Source organism: Mycetocola sp. Y719 (assembly GCF_056713205.1).
Genome location: NZ_JBWYGY010000002.1, coordinates 531,964 through 545,836 on the forward strand (window position 1 = coordinate 531,964; position 13,873 = coordinate 545,836).

The following is a 13,873-nucleotide window of genomic DNA, read 5'->3' on the forward strand; positions in this document are numbered from 1 at the left end:
CTCTCCTAACGTGAGAATAACTCACTTTCTGGCGATCAGGAGCATTCCGCTTGTCCCCTTTCGGGGCTGTTGACAGCGAGCCCAGGCGTGGTGTCGATCCGCGCGGTCGAGGCATCCGCGTAGTCGACGACCACGCTCACCGACCCACCGGGCTCGACCTCGACGAGCTGGGCCACCACGACCCGTCCGGCGTCGTCCCTGACGACCGTCCGCTCCGAGTCGGCCTGGGTGACGGCGCGAGCGCCAGGCGGAAGGACGATGAGCACCTGGGTGCGGATCGAGCCTGCGGGCACCCCGTACACGCCGTTCCCGGTGACGAACCCGGGCAGGCTGGTCGCCGCGTCTGCGGGCGCCTCACTCGTGAGCTCGACAGTGACGCGGCGCTCCGTGCCTGCGCATGTCGACGTGACGAGTCCGTCGAGGTAGTAGCCCATCTTTCCGCCGGTGGCGTCGTTGAGGTAGACGCCGAGCACCGGATCGGAATCGGTCGACGGCACCCCGGCCAGCGTGGTCTCGGCGAGCGCCTCCTGCTCGGCGGCATCCGCGCTCCAGAGCCGGATGCGGCCTTCGTCGCTTCCCTGCACGATCGCGGCCAGGAGCCGTGCGGGATCGACGTCGTCTGAGGTCACTGCGGCGAAGACCTCCCTGGTGACCGAGGCGAAGAACGCATCCTGGTCCGCGGGCTTCTCGATGCTGCCGTACACCTCGCTGAGCAGCACGCGGACGGCGTTGTCACTGGACAGCACGCTCCCGTCCGCCAGCTCGACAGGTCCCGTCGCCTCCAGGACGTAGGAGAGCACGTATGGGTCGATGGCGATGACACCGTCGATCGGCATGCCGACGACGGGTTCCGCCATCGCCTGCGCGAGTGCTCCCGTCCTGCTGAAGTCCGGCGTCAGGTTCACGTTTTGCACGTACCTGCCGAGGATCGTTCCGTACAACCCCGCCTCCGCGGCGGTCAGCGGCAGAGCCGGCTCGGCCAGCCGCGGGTAGTCCATGCTCGAGCGCTGCGCGGCCAGGGTGATCTCGCCGTCGGAGGCGGCGAGCACAGCCGTCGCCCCAGGCAGCCCGCCCGAGGCACGCAGCTCGGCGTTGTTCTGGAACAGGACGAGGTAGTTCCTCTGCGCATCCGCACCCAGCATCGCGGGGAGAAGGGTGGTCGCCCGGTCGATGGCCTGCACGGCGTGCGTCACATCGGCGACCAGGTCGGTGAGTTCCGCAACGGCATCGCGCACGAACGGCAGGGCCTGTCCGGTCTGGATCGCATCGACCCGTTCGGAGATCCCCTCGGCGGCCTTCCTGGCCTCTGCGGCGGTCGGCGCCGCATCGACCAGGGGCTGGATCGGGACGGATGCTCCGGCGAACGATCCGGCGTCAAGCTCTCCTGCGAGCGGCAACAGGGGTGAAGCGACCTCGGTGACCAGGTCGTCGACGGCCTGGGCCGACTGGCGGACGGCGGCGAGATTCGCCCCGACCAGCGGCACCCACTCGGCCGCCCTCCACACCGGGTCGCTCGTGAGCGAGACGGCGGACGCGGTGTGCCCGGATGCCTCCTCGATCGCGTCAGCGGCATCCTCGACGTCTCCAGCCCCCATCGCCGCGCTGAGCCCTGAGGCGAGGGATCGCGCCTGCGAGAGTTCGTCTGCGGCCGATGCGCCGCGGACCCCGATCCACAGGCCGGCAGCTATGGCGCCGACCAGCAGCACCAGCAGGGTCCATAGAAGGAAGACCCTGACCGGCGCGCGTGGCGGAAGCTCAGTCGTAGTTGTCATTCAGGCGCCCGCTTCGGGTTCAGGTTTGTGAACGTGATGATTACTCACATTGAGCCTAGGTGGTCGGCGCCACGCTGTCCTGCGCCTAAACGGGGGTCACCGTTGCCGGCCGGGTGGGAGGACATTTTCGCGGTCGGGGAGAACCTCGCCCTAGAGTGTCGGCATGGTGACCACCGAGCCGTTCACGATCGACATCTCCGACGCGACCCTCGCCGACCTCCGCGAACGTCTCGAGCGCACCCGGTTCCCCACGGCATCCGCTGCGACACCGTGGCAGGCGGGGGTCGACCCGGAGTATCTCCGGGGCCTCGTGGCGTACTGGGCCGACGGGTTCGACTGGCGCTCACAGGAGGCCGCCCTCAACGACGTGCCGCAGTTCCAGGCCGACCTCGGCGGACGGACGCTCCACTACGCCCACATCCCGGCTGTTGGGGACGCCACCACCCGGGTGCCGATCGTCCTCTGCCACGGCTGGCCCAGTGCATTCACCGAGATGCTCGCCCTTGCCGACCGTCTCGCTCACCCGGCACGCTTCGGGGCGCCGGCCGGCCTCGCCTTCGATGTCGTGATTCCCTCCCTGCCCGGATTCCTGTTCTCCGATCTGCCTGACGGCCCGTTCACGAGGGAGAAGGTCGCGGACGACCTGCACGCGCTGATGACCGACGGGCTCGGCTTCGACCACTATGCCGCGTTCGGAGGCGACATCGGCGGCACGGTCGCAGCCTGGCTGGGCGCGAAGTATCCGGAGAACGTGATCGGCATCCACATGATCCACCCGCCGTTCCCTGCGACGTTCGACGAGCCGGTCGCGGCCGAGGAGCAGGCATTCCTCGACGCGGAGGAGGCCTACGACACGACGGATGCCGGCTACAGCTGGATCATGCAGACCAGGCCGGACACCGTGGCATCCGCCCTGATCGATTCGCCGTCAGGGCTGGCAGCGTGGATCGTCGACAAGCTCAGGGACTGGAGCGATTGCGACGGCGACCTGGAGTCCCGGTTCGATCGGGACACCCTGCTCACGCTCGTCACGCTGTACTGGGTCACGGAGTCGATCGGCACCTCGTTCCGGCAGTACCTCGACTTCGAGCACAACGCACCCCGGCCGCTCATCGACGTGCCTGCCGCCTTCACCCTGAGTTCAGAACCCGGCATGGTGGGCTATCCGATGAGCATCGCCGAACGCGCGTGTTCAGACATCAGGTTCTGGCACGAGCCGAAGCGCGGCGGCCATTTCCTCGCGCACGAGGAGCCGGATCTCATGGCCTCCGAGATTCGGGAGTTCGTCGCTTCGCTCGGTCAGTGAGCCGTGTGGGAGTTGCGCTGCACGAACTCGAGTGCGGTCTCGGCCACCTCACGCCAGCCGTGGTCGATGGTCAGCGAGTGCCCGCGGTTCGCCATCTCGATGATCTCGGTCAGTGACGGATTCTTCTGCTGTCGTTTGAACGACGCGTTGGCGATCTCCCACGGCACGGTGTGATCCTTCTCCCCCGAGATGATGAGGAGCGGACCGCGATCCGGGTTGAGGGTGTCGACCTTCACATCCGTGAACGGGTTGAGATTCGCCGTTGCGGCCTCGAACAGCGGAACGCCGGACGCCGGCACATGGAAGCCCTCGTACAGTTCGTGGGCTTCTTCATCGGTGAGCGCGTTCGCCCAGCCATAGCGGAACTGCTCGAAGGTCAGCAGCACCGACCTCCTGGTGTTCGCCGGGTTGTGGAGCACAGGCGATGCGGACTTCAGCGACGACAACGGCAGGGGCAGCACCCCTCGGAACGGCGCGGGGTCGATCGCCACGGTGACCGCGGATGCTCCCGTGCCCGCGAGGCGCTGGGCGATCAGCCCACCGAAGGAGTGACCGATGACAACGGGCTGGGCTTCGAGGTTTCCGATCGCGTCGAGGTAGTGGTCGGTGACCTGCGCGACCATTTTGTGGGCGAAGACATCCGGGTCCTGCCGGGCCAGCGCGACCGTTTCCGGGTCATCCGGCCAGACAGGGGCGATGGTCGTGTAGCCCGCATCCTCGAACAGCGCCCGCCAGCGGTCCCAGCTGCTGGAGAGCAGCCAGAGTCCGTGGACGAAGACGACGGGGATGAGTCCGGAGGCATTGGCCCTGTCGATCTCCTGCTGCTCGGCGTCCGTCAGCAAACTGTCGTCCGTCATGCCGTCCTCCGCTCGCAGCCAGGCCGAGATCCCCTCACCTCGACGGTAGGGCCACGACCCTCCCGCTGTCTACGGGCGGGCACCGGGTGCGTGCCCTCCCGGTTCGGCCGACGACGGAGCGACCGCCTACAGGTAGGTCTGCTTCATTCCCGCCTCGTCGTAGCGGGTGCCGACGGCAGCACCGACCGGGGCCGCGTCGCTGAGGGCCGCGATGTCGTCAGCAGACAGGTCGATGTCGGCCGCCGCAGCGTTCTGCTCCAGGTAGCTGCGCCGCTTCGTGCCGGGGATCGCGACGACATCCTGAGCGAACAGCCACGCGAGGGCGAGCTGCGACGGTGTGACGCCCTTCGCGGAGGCGAGCGAGCGGATCTTCTCGACCAGGACGAGGTTCTGATCGAAGTTCTCTTCGCTGAACCGGGGCAGGTGGCGGCGGAAGTCGTCTTCGGCGAAATCGGACGGCTTCGTGATCTCACCGGACAGGAAGCCACGACCGAGCGGTGAATACGCGACGAAACCGATGCCGAGTTCTCGCACCGTCTCCAGAACTCCGTTGACCTCAGGAGACCGTTCGAACAGCGAGTACTCGGTCTGCACGGCGGTGATCGGGTGCACGGTGTGCGCGCGGCGGATGGTCTCAGGGGCGGCTTCCGACAGCCCGAGGTAGCGGACCTTCCCCTCTGCGACGAACTCCGCCATCGCTCCGACGGTCTCCTCGATCGGAATCTCGGGGTCCATCCTGTGCATGTAGTAGAGGTCGATCACATCGGTGTCGAGATTACGCAGCGAGCGCTCGAGCGCCTTCCTGGCATACGCAGGGCTGCCGTTGACGGGGCCGATGGTGCCGTCGTCGAACACCTCGCGGGCGAACTTCGAGGCGATCGTGATCTCGGACCTGCGGCTTCCCAGTGCCAGGGCGATGAGCTTCTCGTTGGTGAACGGCCCGTAGATCTCCGCGGTGTCGATGAGCGTGACCCCGAGGTCGACCGCGCGGTTGAGGGTCGCGATCGACTCGTCATCGTCACGTCCGCTGTAGAAGGCGCTCATTCCCATGGCGCCGAGGCCCTCGATGGGAACGATGAGTCCCTGGCTTCCGAGTGCGACTGTCTTCATTGCTGATTCACTTTCTTCTCATAGAACTCGATTTTGCGGTCGATCGCTGCAAGGTGCTCCTGCACCTCACGCAGGTCAGCGAGGACCCGTTCCCGATGCGCGGTGAGGATGGCCATCCGCTCCGGTTCGCTGCCGTCCACGCTGTACAGCGAGACGAACGAGCGGATGTCGCGGATCGGCATCCCGGTCTTGCGGAGCATCACGAGCATGTCGAGCCAGCGCAGGTCGCGTTCGTAATACCGGCGCTGACCCGAGGCCGACCGGTCGGGCGGGGACAGGGTCAGTCCGGCCTTCTCGTAGTACCGGACCGTGTCGGCGCTCAGCCCGCTCGCCGCGGCGGCCGCGCCGATCGTGAGGCCTTCACGCGGAACCACGGTGTCGGGAATCCTGCTCCCCGGAACGCTCTCTGTGATGCTCATACGCCAAGCATGAACCTTGGAGTGCACTCCACGTCAAGTCCGGCTCCCCGGATGTTCGGCACGTGCGGGCGATTCGCAAGCCCTCTCCCGATGTCGGGTCGATCCAGTCGCAGCCGGTAACGTTGTGCTGGTTGCGCGGCTGAGGCTGCGCCAGGCAGAGACAGGAATTCATCAGGTGATCGTTCACAGGCTGACCGTCGACGGTCGGGACTATTTTCTCCCGGACCCCGTCACCGAACTGCGCGACAAGATTCTCGCGGCCATCCAGGCCGGGGGTGGATACGTCAACATCCCGCCGCTGCGAACGGGCCCCGGGATCGACATCCTCTTCTCCCCCGGGATGCCTGTGACGTGGAGCCAGATCGACGTCGGGGGCGACAACACCCCGAGCGATCACAGCGGCAACGATCAGGTGGAGCTCGACGACGACGCCTTCGGCGGTCTGTAGGCCCGCAGGTTTCCGCCCTGGCCGATGCGTCAGGGCTGGGTCTGCGCGAGCATCTCGTCGAGTTCACCCACCGGCACCGGGCGCCCGAACAGGAAGCCCTGTGCGCGGTCGCAGTGCAACTCGCGAACCCTCTCGAGCTGCGCTTCGGTCTCGACGCCCTCAGCGACGACCCGCACGCCGCGCTCCTGGAGCAGTGCGACAGCGACGGCGATGAGTGCTCCAGCGCTCGTGTCGTCCTGAACGAGCGACCGATCGATTTTGAGTTCGGTGATCGGAAGATCCTGGAGCTGACTCAGTGACGACCGCCCCGTGCCGAAATCATCGAGCGAGATCCCGAGGCCAAGAGCTTTGAGCACGCGCAGGCGAGAAGCGACGCCGCCCATGTCCGCGATGAGCTGGGACTCGGTGATCTCGATGGTGAGCGCACCGTCGGGGAGCGTGTTCTCCTGCAGCAGCTCGTGCAGCCGGTTGAAGATGTCGGGTTTCGCCAGCTGAAGCGCGGAGACGTTCACCGACACGTCGATCTCGCGGCCGACGCTCCGCCACAGCGCCGCCTGACGGCATCCTTCCTCCAGCATGAATGCACCGATCTCGTGGATCAGGCCGCTCTTCTCTGCCGCCGGGATGAACTCGGCAGGCGGGACCAGTCCGCGATGCGGGTTGCGCCATCGGCACAGTGCTTCGACGCCAGCGACTCGTCCGGTGACCAGATCGACCTGCGGCTGGAAATACGCGACGATCTCCGCACGACCGACGGCGCCCTCCAGTTCCGCCTCGATCGTCACCACGAGCCTCCGTCTTGGCACGACGGCGCCTCGAGCCTGAATCGTCCGGGTCTGGGGACGGTGCAATTGGACATAGTCCATCGTCAGCGTGGGAAGAGAATTTTTCTACGCACCCGGATCCGGCCTCCGTGTGCGTATAATCGCGATCCCTTACACGACCGGAGACTCCCGGTGAAGCCCCGCCCCGAAATTGCCGTGCAATTTGGGGTCGGTTACGCTTTGTGAGCCGTCGCGGAGGTGCGAACGGCGGGCCGTGAGGCTCGCGATTCACGACCAGGAACGACATCACCATGGAGAGCTCCACGAGCACGGTCCTCCAGCGCAACAACGTCACCGTCTCGGGCAACCCGGACGGACGGCCCATCGTCTTCGGCCACGGGTTCGGGTGCAGTCAGGAGATGTGGCGTGAGGTCGCTCCGTACTTCGCCGAGAACTTCAGGGTCGTGCTGTTCGACCATGTCGGGTCCGGCGGATCGGACCTCGGCGCGTACGACCGGGGGAAGTACGATTCCCTCCACGGGTATGCCGACGACCTCCTCGAGATCGTTGACGCCCTCGACCTGCGAGACGTCGTGTTCGTGGGGCACTCGGTCAGTGCGATGATCGGCGTTCTCGCGGCCACGCGCGACCCCGCATCGTTCGGCGCGCTCATCCTCGTCGGGCCGTCTCCCCGCTACATCAACGCCACCGGGTACGAGGGCGGGTTCGAACAGGAGGACATCGACTCGCTCCTCGACGCCCTCGACGCGAACTACCTGGGCTGGTCCGCCTCCATCGCCCCGATGATCATGGGAAACGGCGACCGCCCCGCCCTCGGCGACACCCTGGTCGAGAGCTTCTGCAGCACCGACCCGACGATCGCACGTCATTTCGCGCGCGTCACCTTCCTGTCAGACAACCGCCGCGACCTGAAGGATGTGACGACGCCGACGCTCGTGCTGCAGTGCCAGGACGACATCATCGCCCCCGTGTCGGTGGGAACGTTCGTTCACGCCGAGATTCCCGGCAGCGAACTGGTCGAACTGTCAGCGACCGGGCACTGCCCGAACCTCTCGGCACCCGAGGAACTCCGCGACGCGATTCTGGCGTACCTCCGTGTCTGAGAGGGCCAGAGGGGTGGATCGCGACGTCTCCGGCGACCTGTTCGAGAACGCGCCGTTCGGATACCTGGTCACGACTGCCGACGGCGTGGTCACCCTGGTCAACGACACGTACCTGAGCATGACCGGCCACCGCAGGGAAGCTGTGATCGGCGAGACGTTCAAGAGCCTCCTCTCGGTGGGGAGCAGGCTGTTCCACGAGACGCGGCACCTGCCGGTACTGAGGCTGGAGGGGCGGGCCGACGAAGTCGCTCTCTCCCTGACCTGCGCTGACGGCGCATCCGTTCCGACTCTCGTGAACTCCGTGATCGCGACAGGCCCTGACGGGCGGCAGGAGATCCGGATCGCCGTGTTCGATTCGACCAGGCGACGTGACTACGAACGCGAGCTCCTTGCTTCGCGGCGGGCCGCTGAATCGTCAGAGGCGCGGGTTCGGGTCCTCCAGCAGGCCTCGAGCGATTTCGCAGCGGCGGCGACGGAGCAGGGCCTCGCGGACGCCCTGGCCGGTACGGTGCGCAGCGCGGTCGACGCGACGGCTGCCGCCGTGTTCCGGATCGACTCCCGAGGCGAACTCGTCCTCGCCGCCGGCACGAATCCCCTGCAGGATCACCTCGCGGCAGACGCGCTCCGCCCTGAGTCCGAGGCCGTGCGACGTGGACACATGGTCACCGTCTCCGACACGACCGAACGGGCGGATCACGATCTTCCCGACCTCGCCCCTTCGCTCCGCTCTGCTCGCCTGGAGACCGTCACTGCCGTGCCCGTGTTCGACAACGGCTCGCTGCTCGGCGTCATCCTCTACTCCTTCGCCAGGCACCGCACATTCGACGACAACGCCGTCGAGCTCACCAACGCCCTGACCCGGCAGGCGGCCCAGGTCCTCGCACGGATCCGACTGCAGGATCAGCTCACGCAACTGGCCCTCCATGACCAGCTCACCGGGCTGTCCAACCGCAAACTCCTGCAGGAGCGCCTGAGCCAGTCACTGGCCACATCGCGGCGAACGGGGCGCCCGGTCTCGGTGCTCTTTCTCGACCTCGACGGGTTCAAGGCCATCAACGACACCAACGGCCATTCCGCGGGCGACGCCGTCCTTCAGCGGATCGCCGAACGCCTTCGCACGTCGGTGCGGCAGGAGGACACCATCGGCCGGTACGGAGGCGACGAGTTCGTCGTCGTCTGCGATGACGCCGATGAAGCCGCGGCCACCGTGGTGGCCGAGAGAATTCAGAAGGCCGTGAGCGAGCCTGTTCCGGATGCCGAGGGGCATCCGCTGTCTGCCAGCATCGGGATCGCCGTGATCGGTCCCAACGCCAGGACGGGCGCATCTGCCAACCTGATCCTGCGAACGGCCGATGCGGCCATGTACACGTCCAAGAACGCGGGCAAGAACCGGATCACGGTCGTCCATGTGTAGCTCACCGGCGGGTGCCCGCCTCGTTCGTCGATAGAATCATTCAACACCTCAGCCGCTCCGCGGTGGAGTTCGAGACCTGGAGGCCCGCCCCGTGGGAACGCTGATGTACGACTCGAAGGTGACCGCGAACATCGATGACCGCATCCTCGCCCACCTGCAGATCGTGATGCTCGCGAAGCTTCGCCGGGGTGAGCCGTTCGCCTTCACCTGGAACGAGAACGCCAACGGACTGGGCCGCACGACGGTCTGGATCCACAGCGCCATCTCGCTGTCGTTCCAGTATTACGGCGGCCGCGCCGCGCAGATCAACTCCCGCTGGATCCAGGCGCTCGTGCGTTCGTCGAACTCGGTCGGCGGACTCGAGATCGTGCCTGAGCCCCCGGCCGCGACGAACGTTCCGCCCGCTTCCTAACCGGCGGGGCGCCGCTGGGCTGACCGCGCGTGCGCCGGGTGCGTGTCCCGCACGACCCGGGGCAGCTCGGTGACGGGGATGATCACGATGTCCTCGACCTTCCAGTCGAGCTCGATGCATCCGTCGCGCGCGGCGGCAAGGTCGGCGAGTGAGACCTTGCGACGCGACCGTGGAACGACGAACGATTCGATGTGGAAGACGTGGCCCTCATCGCGGGCGCGGGAGCCGGCATCCTCGACCCAGCCCAGCGAGCGCAGATACTCGTCGACACGGTGGATGACCGGGTGTGGTCTCGCCTCGTCGAACGTCGTCGCTCGGCTGTCCATGAGGTCGTCGACGGCTGCATGGGTGTTCTTGACCCCGTCCCAGAGGATGCTGCAGGCGATGAAGAGCGCCGCAGCGGCATCCGTCCACCAGATGCCGAGCCCGATGCCCCCGACACCGACGATCGAACCGACCGCCGTCATCCAGTCGGCCTTGTTCATGTCTGCGTCGGCATACAGGACTTTGTCGTGCAGTTCGCGCGCCAGTTTCATCTTCGCGTGACCGATGAACACCGGCGGGAGGGCGATGACCGCCATGACGCCCATCATCAGCCAGCCGAGCCAGAACACCTGGCCGAAGAGCTCGACGGAACCGATACTCGGGTGCTCTGCGGCGAGCAGACCTGCCACCGAATCGATGATGAGGAATGTGCCCATCGTGAGCAGGGCGACCGCGGCGACGAGGTGCCCGACCCCGACGGAGCGGTGGTAGCCGTAGGGATGCTTCGCGCTCGGCCTGCGGCGCGCCACCCTGATTGCGATGAGGAAAGCGATCGGGGGGATGAATGACAGGATGTCTTCGAGCCACGCGGCTTTCATGGCCTGGGAGTTGCCGAGCACGAGGAACACGAGGCTGACGGTGACGGCGAGGAACGCGATGGTGATCCACTCGAGCCTGATCGCCTTCTTCAGCGTCTCGGTCTGCTTCTTGGGGAGTTCGGTCTCGCCGAACGCGACGACCGTCACGGTGCATCCTCCCGGTCGAGCAGGAACTGCTCGAGTTCGAGCAGGAACGCGTTCTCCCCCATGGCCGTGGCCATGACGTGCTTCTCGGTCGTGCCATCCTTCGCATCGACCTCGGCGAACGGCTTCGTGATCGAGGCCTTCTCCGACCAGGGTGTCTGGTCGGTGAACCCGCCGATGACGAGGTCGAGCTCACCGTCTTCGAGGTCGGTCAGGAGGCGTTCCTCGCCGCCTTCCGTCCATTCGATCTCGGCGTCGATGGTGTCGGCGAACTGTTCGATCAGCGTCACCTCGATGCCGGACGGGTCGTCGCCGTCACCGGTGACGGTCCAGTCCCCGTTCGGCGAGACCCCGACTCGAAGGGTGCCGCCGGTCACCCGGTCGAGCGTGCCGTCGGGGTCGGCCGGGTAACTCGTCGCGCAGCCGGTGAGCGCGAACGCCACGGCGAGCATCACGGCGAGGAGCCGACGTCGGATGGGGGTCATAGGCACACCATATCGCCGCTCGAGGCTGCCGGCGCCGAGCTTGACAGGGCGGCGCGGGTCGTGATGGGCGGCGGGCGCCCTGGCTGCTTCGCGCGGGTGAATCGGCTCTGCGCTGGTGCTTTTTCACCCGCGCGGAGCCGGAACACCCGCGCGCGCTGGTTCGCACGACCGGGCACGGCTCGTCATGCAGGAATGAGGATCGATGGCAAGCCCTTGACCGTTGCCGGGAGCCCGGACGATGGTGGAACAATGGCGCTTTCTCCGACCCTGCTCGAGCAGGGCACGTACCCGAACCCCTCCTTCAGCTCCCGCGGGCCGCTCAGCGCCCGGCTCCTCGACATCCTCGGGAACGCGCCGGACGGCATCCGCGATCTCGACCTTCTTCCCCTCGCCGATGAGGCACTCGCCCGGGCGACAGAGCTCGTGCACGACGACGACATCCAGCTGACCCTGTTCGTGCTGTACGGCCTGCACTACGGAGGTGTGGTCGACACCGACGACGGGTGGGAGTGGAATCCGTCGCTCATCGCGTTGCGCCGCCTCCTCGAGGATGCCTTCGAGAAGGAACTGCGCGCCGTCGTGCCCGTACCGCCTCTGCCCGAGACGACGAGCGCGTCGGTCGCATCAGCACTGTTCGCGCTGACCGGCGAGGATTCCGGGCCGAGCCTGTCGCGGTACGTGGCGGCGAAGGCCACGCGCGAGCAGCTGACCGAGTTCCTCGTGCACCGGTCGATCTACACCCTCAAGGAGGCCGACCCGCACTCCTGGGCGATCCCACGGCTGAGCGGGCGTGCGAAGGCCGCGCTGGTCGAGATCCAGGCGGACGAATACGGCGGCGGCCGCCCCGAACGGATGCACGCGGCGATTTTCGCGGGCACCATGCGTGGGCTCGGACTGGATGACCGTTACGGCATATACGTCGACCACGTGCCGGCCGTGACCCTCGCGTCGCTCAACATGATGTCGATGTTCGGGCTCAACCGGCGCCTCCGCGGCGCGATCGCAGGCCACCTGGCCGCGTTCGAGATGACGTCGTCGATCCCGAACGGACTGTACGCCAGGGGCTTCAGGCGGAACGGCTTCGGTGCGGATGTCACGTGGTACTTCGATGAGCACGTCGAGGCGGATGCGGTGCACGAGCAGATCGCCGGACGCGACCTCGCCGGGTCGCTCGCCGAGGACGAGCCCGCGCTGTGCGCCGACATCATGTTCGGTGCGGCCGCTTGCCTCATCGTCGACGGCTGGGCCGGGCAGCACATGCTCGACGCGTGGACCGCAGGTGAGTCGTCGCTGCGCGTGCCGCTCGTGACCGGGCGTCCGTCGGCTGACGCGCCGGCGGCATCCGGTTCGGAAGCCTGATCGTGGAGGCGGACATGAGCGACCTCAACCGGGCGGCTCCTCAGATCGTGGCGTGCCCGAACTGTCCCCTGCTCGTGCGCGGCGAACTCGACCTCGTGACGCCGGAGGGCGACCCGATCGAGCGCAAGCGCAGGACGATCGCCCTGTGCCGCTGCGGAGTATCGGCGATCAAGCCGTTCTGCGACGGAACCCACAAGGCGATCGGGTTCACGACCGAGGCGTGACGCCCGCTGCTCTGACGCTCAAACAGGAACGGCGGTCCCCGGAGAGCCGTTCGCTCCTGGTGAGCGTCCGAATCGCGTGATTCCTCCTGTTGAGCGTGGCGGGGGTGCGGGTACGGTGGCCGCCCGGCACTGGCCGTACGCTTGAACGCGTGACTTCGACCCCGACCCGACCGGCAGCACGGGCGCCGATCGGCGCTGCGGGGCTCGTCATCGGCGGCCTGTTCTGCCAGGAGATCGGGGCATCGTTCGCAGTGCTGCTGTTTCCGGCGGTCGGTCCGCTCGGGATGGTCGCGCTGCGGCTGACGTTCTCGGCGATCGTGCTCCTGCTCATCTGCCGACCGAGGCTGCGCGGGTACTCGCGCGCCGACTGGCTCACCGTCACCGGTTTCGCGGTCGCGCTCGCGGGCATGAACGTGCTGTTCTACGAGGCACTCGCGCGGTTGCCGCTCGGCCCGACCGTCACCATCGAAGTGCTCGGACCCCTTATCCTTTCCGTGATCGCGAGCCGCCGGGCGGCGAGCTGGCTGTGGGCCGTGCTCGCATTCGCCGGTGTCGTGCTGCTGAGCCAGGGTGGGCACGAGGCACTTGATCCGGTCGGGATCGCCTTCGCCGCAGGAGCCGGGGCACTCTGGGCCGTTTACATCCTGATGTCGGCGCGCACGGGGGCACGGTTCCCCAAGTTCGACGGACTCGCCATAGCGATGGCGATCGGAGCGCTCCTCACTCTGCCCCTCGGCATCGGAAGCGCGGGGGTCACCTTGTTCACACCGACCGCACTCCTGCTCGGCCTGGCTGTCGCCGTGCTGTCGTCGGCGATTCCGTATGCGCTCGAGCTGCTGGCGCTCCGTCGCCTGCCCGCGTCGACGTTCTCGATCCTCATGAGCCTCGCCCCGGCGATGGCTGCGATCGTCGGCGCCATCGTGCTCGGCCAGAGCCTCACACTGGTCAGCTGGCTGGCCATCGCGCTCGTCGTCGTGGCGAGCGCCGGGGCCGTCCGGTCGGCATCCCTGCACGCCCGTCGGACGCAGGGACTCGCCGAGCCGATCGCCTGACCCGACCGCGCGCACGGTTTGCAGGAGATCGTGCGGTTAGCAGGACGAATCGACCCAGGGCATCCTGCAGATCGTGAAATCTCCTGCGAACCGTGCGACCTACCAGCACCGCCGAGCACC

The 13,873-nt window shown here is 67.2% G+C and carries 15 protein-coding genes; 8 read left to right on the plus strand and 7 right to left on the minus strand.

Translation table 11 applies throughout. The annotated features are described in order from the left end of the window. Positions 1–35 precede the first annotated feature (35 nt). Positions 36–1,772, minus strand: coding sequence for a DUF4012 domain-containing protein (locus AC1M0F_RS08850; RefSeq protein ID WP_480237860.1), 1,737 nt, complete (start codon positions 1,770–1,772; stop codon positions 36–38). Positions 1,773–1,935: 163 nt separating this feature from the next. Between AC1M0F_RS08850 and AC1M0F_RS08855 the strand changes: the two genes are divergently transcribed. Continuing rightward, positions 1,936–3,078: an epoxide hydrolase family protein gene (locus AC1M0F_RS08855; protein ID WP_480237861.1), complete on the plus strand. Its 1,143-nt coding sequence runs from the start codon at positions 1,936–1,938 to the stop codon at positions 3,076–3,078. Here AC1M0F_RS08855 and AC1M0F_RS08860 read toward each other — a convergent pair. The 3 genes from AC1M0F_RS08860 to AC1M0F_RS08870 all read right to left on the minus strand — a co-directional run bounded on the left by AC1M0F_RS08860 (position 3,072) and on the right by AC1M0F_RS08870 (position 5,464). Continuing rightward, a complete protein-coding gene (locus AC1M0F_RS08860; protein ID WP_480237862.1) occupies positions 3,072–3,935 on the minus strand; it encodes an alpha/beta hydrolase in 864 nt (287 codons plus the stop codon). The two genes, AC1M0F_RS08855 and AC1M0F_RS08860, sit on opposite strands and share 7 nt — an antisense overlap. Before the next feature lie 126 nt (positions 3,936–4,061). After that, on the minus strand, positions 4,062–5,045 hold the full coding sequence (locus AC1M0F_RS08865) for an aldo/keto reductase (RefSeq protein ID WP_480237863.1): 984 nt from the start codon (positions 5,043–5,045) through the stop codon (positions 4,062–4,064). After that, positions 5,042–5,464 (minus strand): MerR family transcriptional regulator, encoded by a 423-nt coding sequence (locus tag AC1M0F_RS08870; RefSeq protein WP_480237864.1) that lies wholly within the window; start codon positions 5,462–5,464, stop codon positions 5,042–5,044. The genes AC1M0F_RS08865 and AC1M0F_RS08870 overlap by 4 nt, the downstream gene beginning before the upstream one ends. Before the next feature lie 175 nt (positions 5,465–5,639). On the opposite strand from AC1M0F_RS08870, the gene AC1M0F_RS08875 reads away from it, so the two are divergent. Further along, positions 5,640–5,912 (plus strand): hypothetical protein, encoded by a 273-nt coding sequence (locus AC1M0F_RS08875; protein WP_480237865.1) that lies wholly within the window; start codon positions 5,640–5,642, stop codon positions 5,910–5,912. Between the two features lie 29 nt (positions 5,913–5,941). On the opposite strand, the gene AC1M0F_RS08880 is transcribed toward AC1M0F_RS08875, so the two are convergent. Then, entirely contained in the window at positions 5,942–6,718 is a 777-nt protein-coding gene (locus AC1M0F_RS08880; protein ID WP_480237866.1) for a putative bifunctional diguanylate cyclase/phosphodiesterase, read from the minus strand. 269 nt (positions 6,719–6,987) lie between these two features. Here AC1M0F_RS08880 and AC1M0F_RS08885 point away from each other — a divergent pair, with 269 nt between their 5' ends. From AC1M0F_RS08885 to AC1M0F_RS08895, 3 genes are all read left to right on the plus strand, one after another. Then, a complete protein-coding gene (locus AC1M0F_RS08885) occupies positions 6,988–7,800 on the plus strand; it encodes an alpha/beta fold hydrolase (RefSeq protein WP_480237867.1) in 813 nt (270 codons plus the stop codon). Next, complete coding sequence (locus tag AC1M0F_RS08890) at positions 7,793–9,214, plus strand: sensor domain-containing protein (protein WP_480237868.1); 1,422 nt, start codon at positions 7,793–7,795, stop codon at positions 9,212–9,214. The genes AC1M0F_RS08885 and AC1M0F_RS08890 overlap by 8 nt, the downstream gene beginning before the upstream one ends. A 103-nt stretch (positions 9,215–9,317) precedes the next feature. Continuing rightward, positions 9,318–9,626 (plus strand): DUF7882 family protein, encoded by a 309-nt coding sequence (locus AC1M0F_RS08895; protein WP_480237869.1) that lies wholly within the window; start codon positions 9,318–9,320, stop codon positions 9,624–9,626. On the opposite strand, the gene AC1M0F_RS08900 is transcribed toward AC1M0F_RS08895, so the two are convergent. After that, positions 9,623–10,636 carry a cation efflux transmembrane domain-containing protein gene (locus tag AC1M0F_RS08900; RefSeq protein WP_480237870.1) on the minus strand — a complete coding sequence of 338 codons (1,014 nt, stop codon included), beginning with the start codon at positions 10,634–10,636 and terminating at the stop codon, positions 9,623–9,625. The two genes, AC1M0F_RS08895 and AC1M0F_RS08900, sit on opposite strands and share 4 nt — an antisense overlap. Further along, the gene (locus AC1M0F_RS08905) at positions 10,633–11,118 is read right to left on the minus strand and encodes a transporter substrate-binding domain-containing protein (protein ID WP_480237871.1); all 486 of its coding nucleotides are present in this window, start codon (positions 11,116–11,118) and stop codon (positions 10,633–10,635) included. The genes AC1M0F_RS08900 and AC1M0F_RS08905 overlap by 4 nt, the downstream gene beginning before the upstream one ends. 249 nt (positions 11,119–11,367) lie before the next feature. Here AC1M0F_RS08905 and AC1M0F_RS08910 point away from each other — a divergent pair, with 249 nt between their 5' ends. From AC1M0F_RS08910 to AC1M0F_RS08920, 3 genes are all read left to right on the plus strand, one after another. Continuing rightward, positions 11,368–12,477, plus strand: coding sequence for an iron-containing redox enzyme family protein (locus AC1M0F_RS08910; protein ID WP_480237872.1), 1,110 nt, complete (start codon positions 11,368–11,370; stop codon positions 12,475–12,477). A gap of 14 nt (positions 12,478–12,491) precedes the next feature. Further along, a complete protein-coding gene (locus AC1M0F_RS08915; RefSeq protein WP_480237873.1) occupies positions 12,492–12,701 on the plus strand; it encodes a CDGSH iron-sulfur domain-containing protein in 210 nt (69 codons plus the stop codon). A gap of 149 nt (positions 12,702–12,850) precedes the next feature. After that, on the plus strand, positions 12,851–13,753 hold the full coding sequence (locus AC1M0F_RS08920; RefSeq protein ID WP_480237874.1) for an EamA family transporter: 903 nt from the start codon (positions 12,851–12,853) through the stop codon (positions 13,751–13,753). The last annotated feature ends 120 nt before the right edge of the window (positions 13,754–13,873 follow it).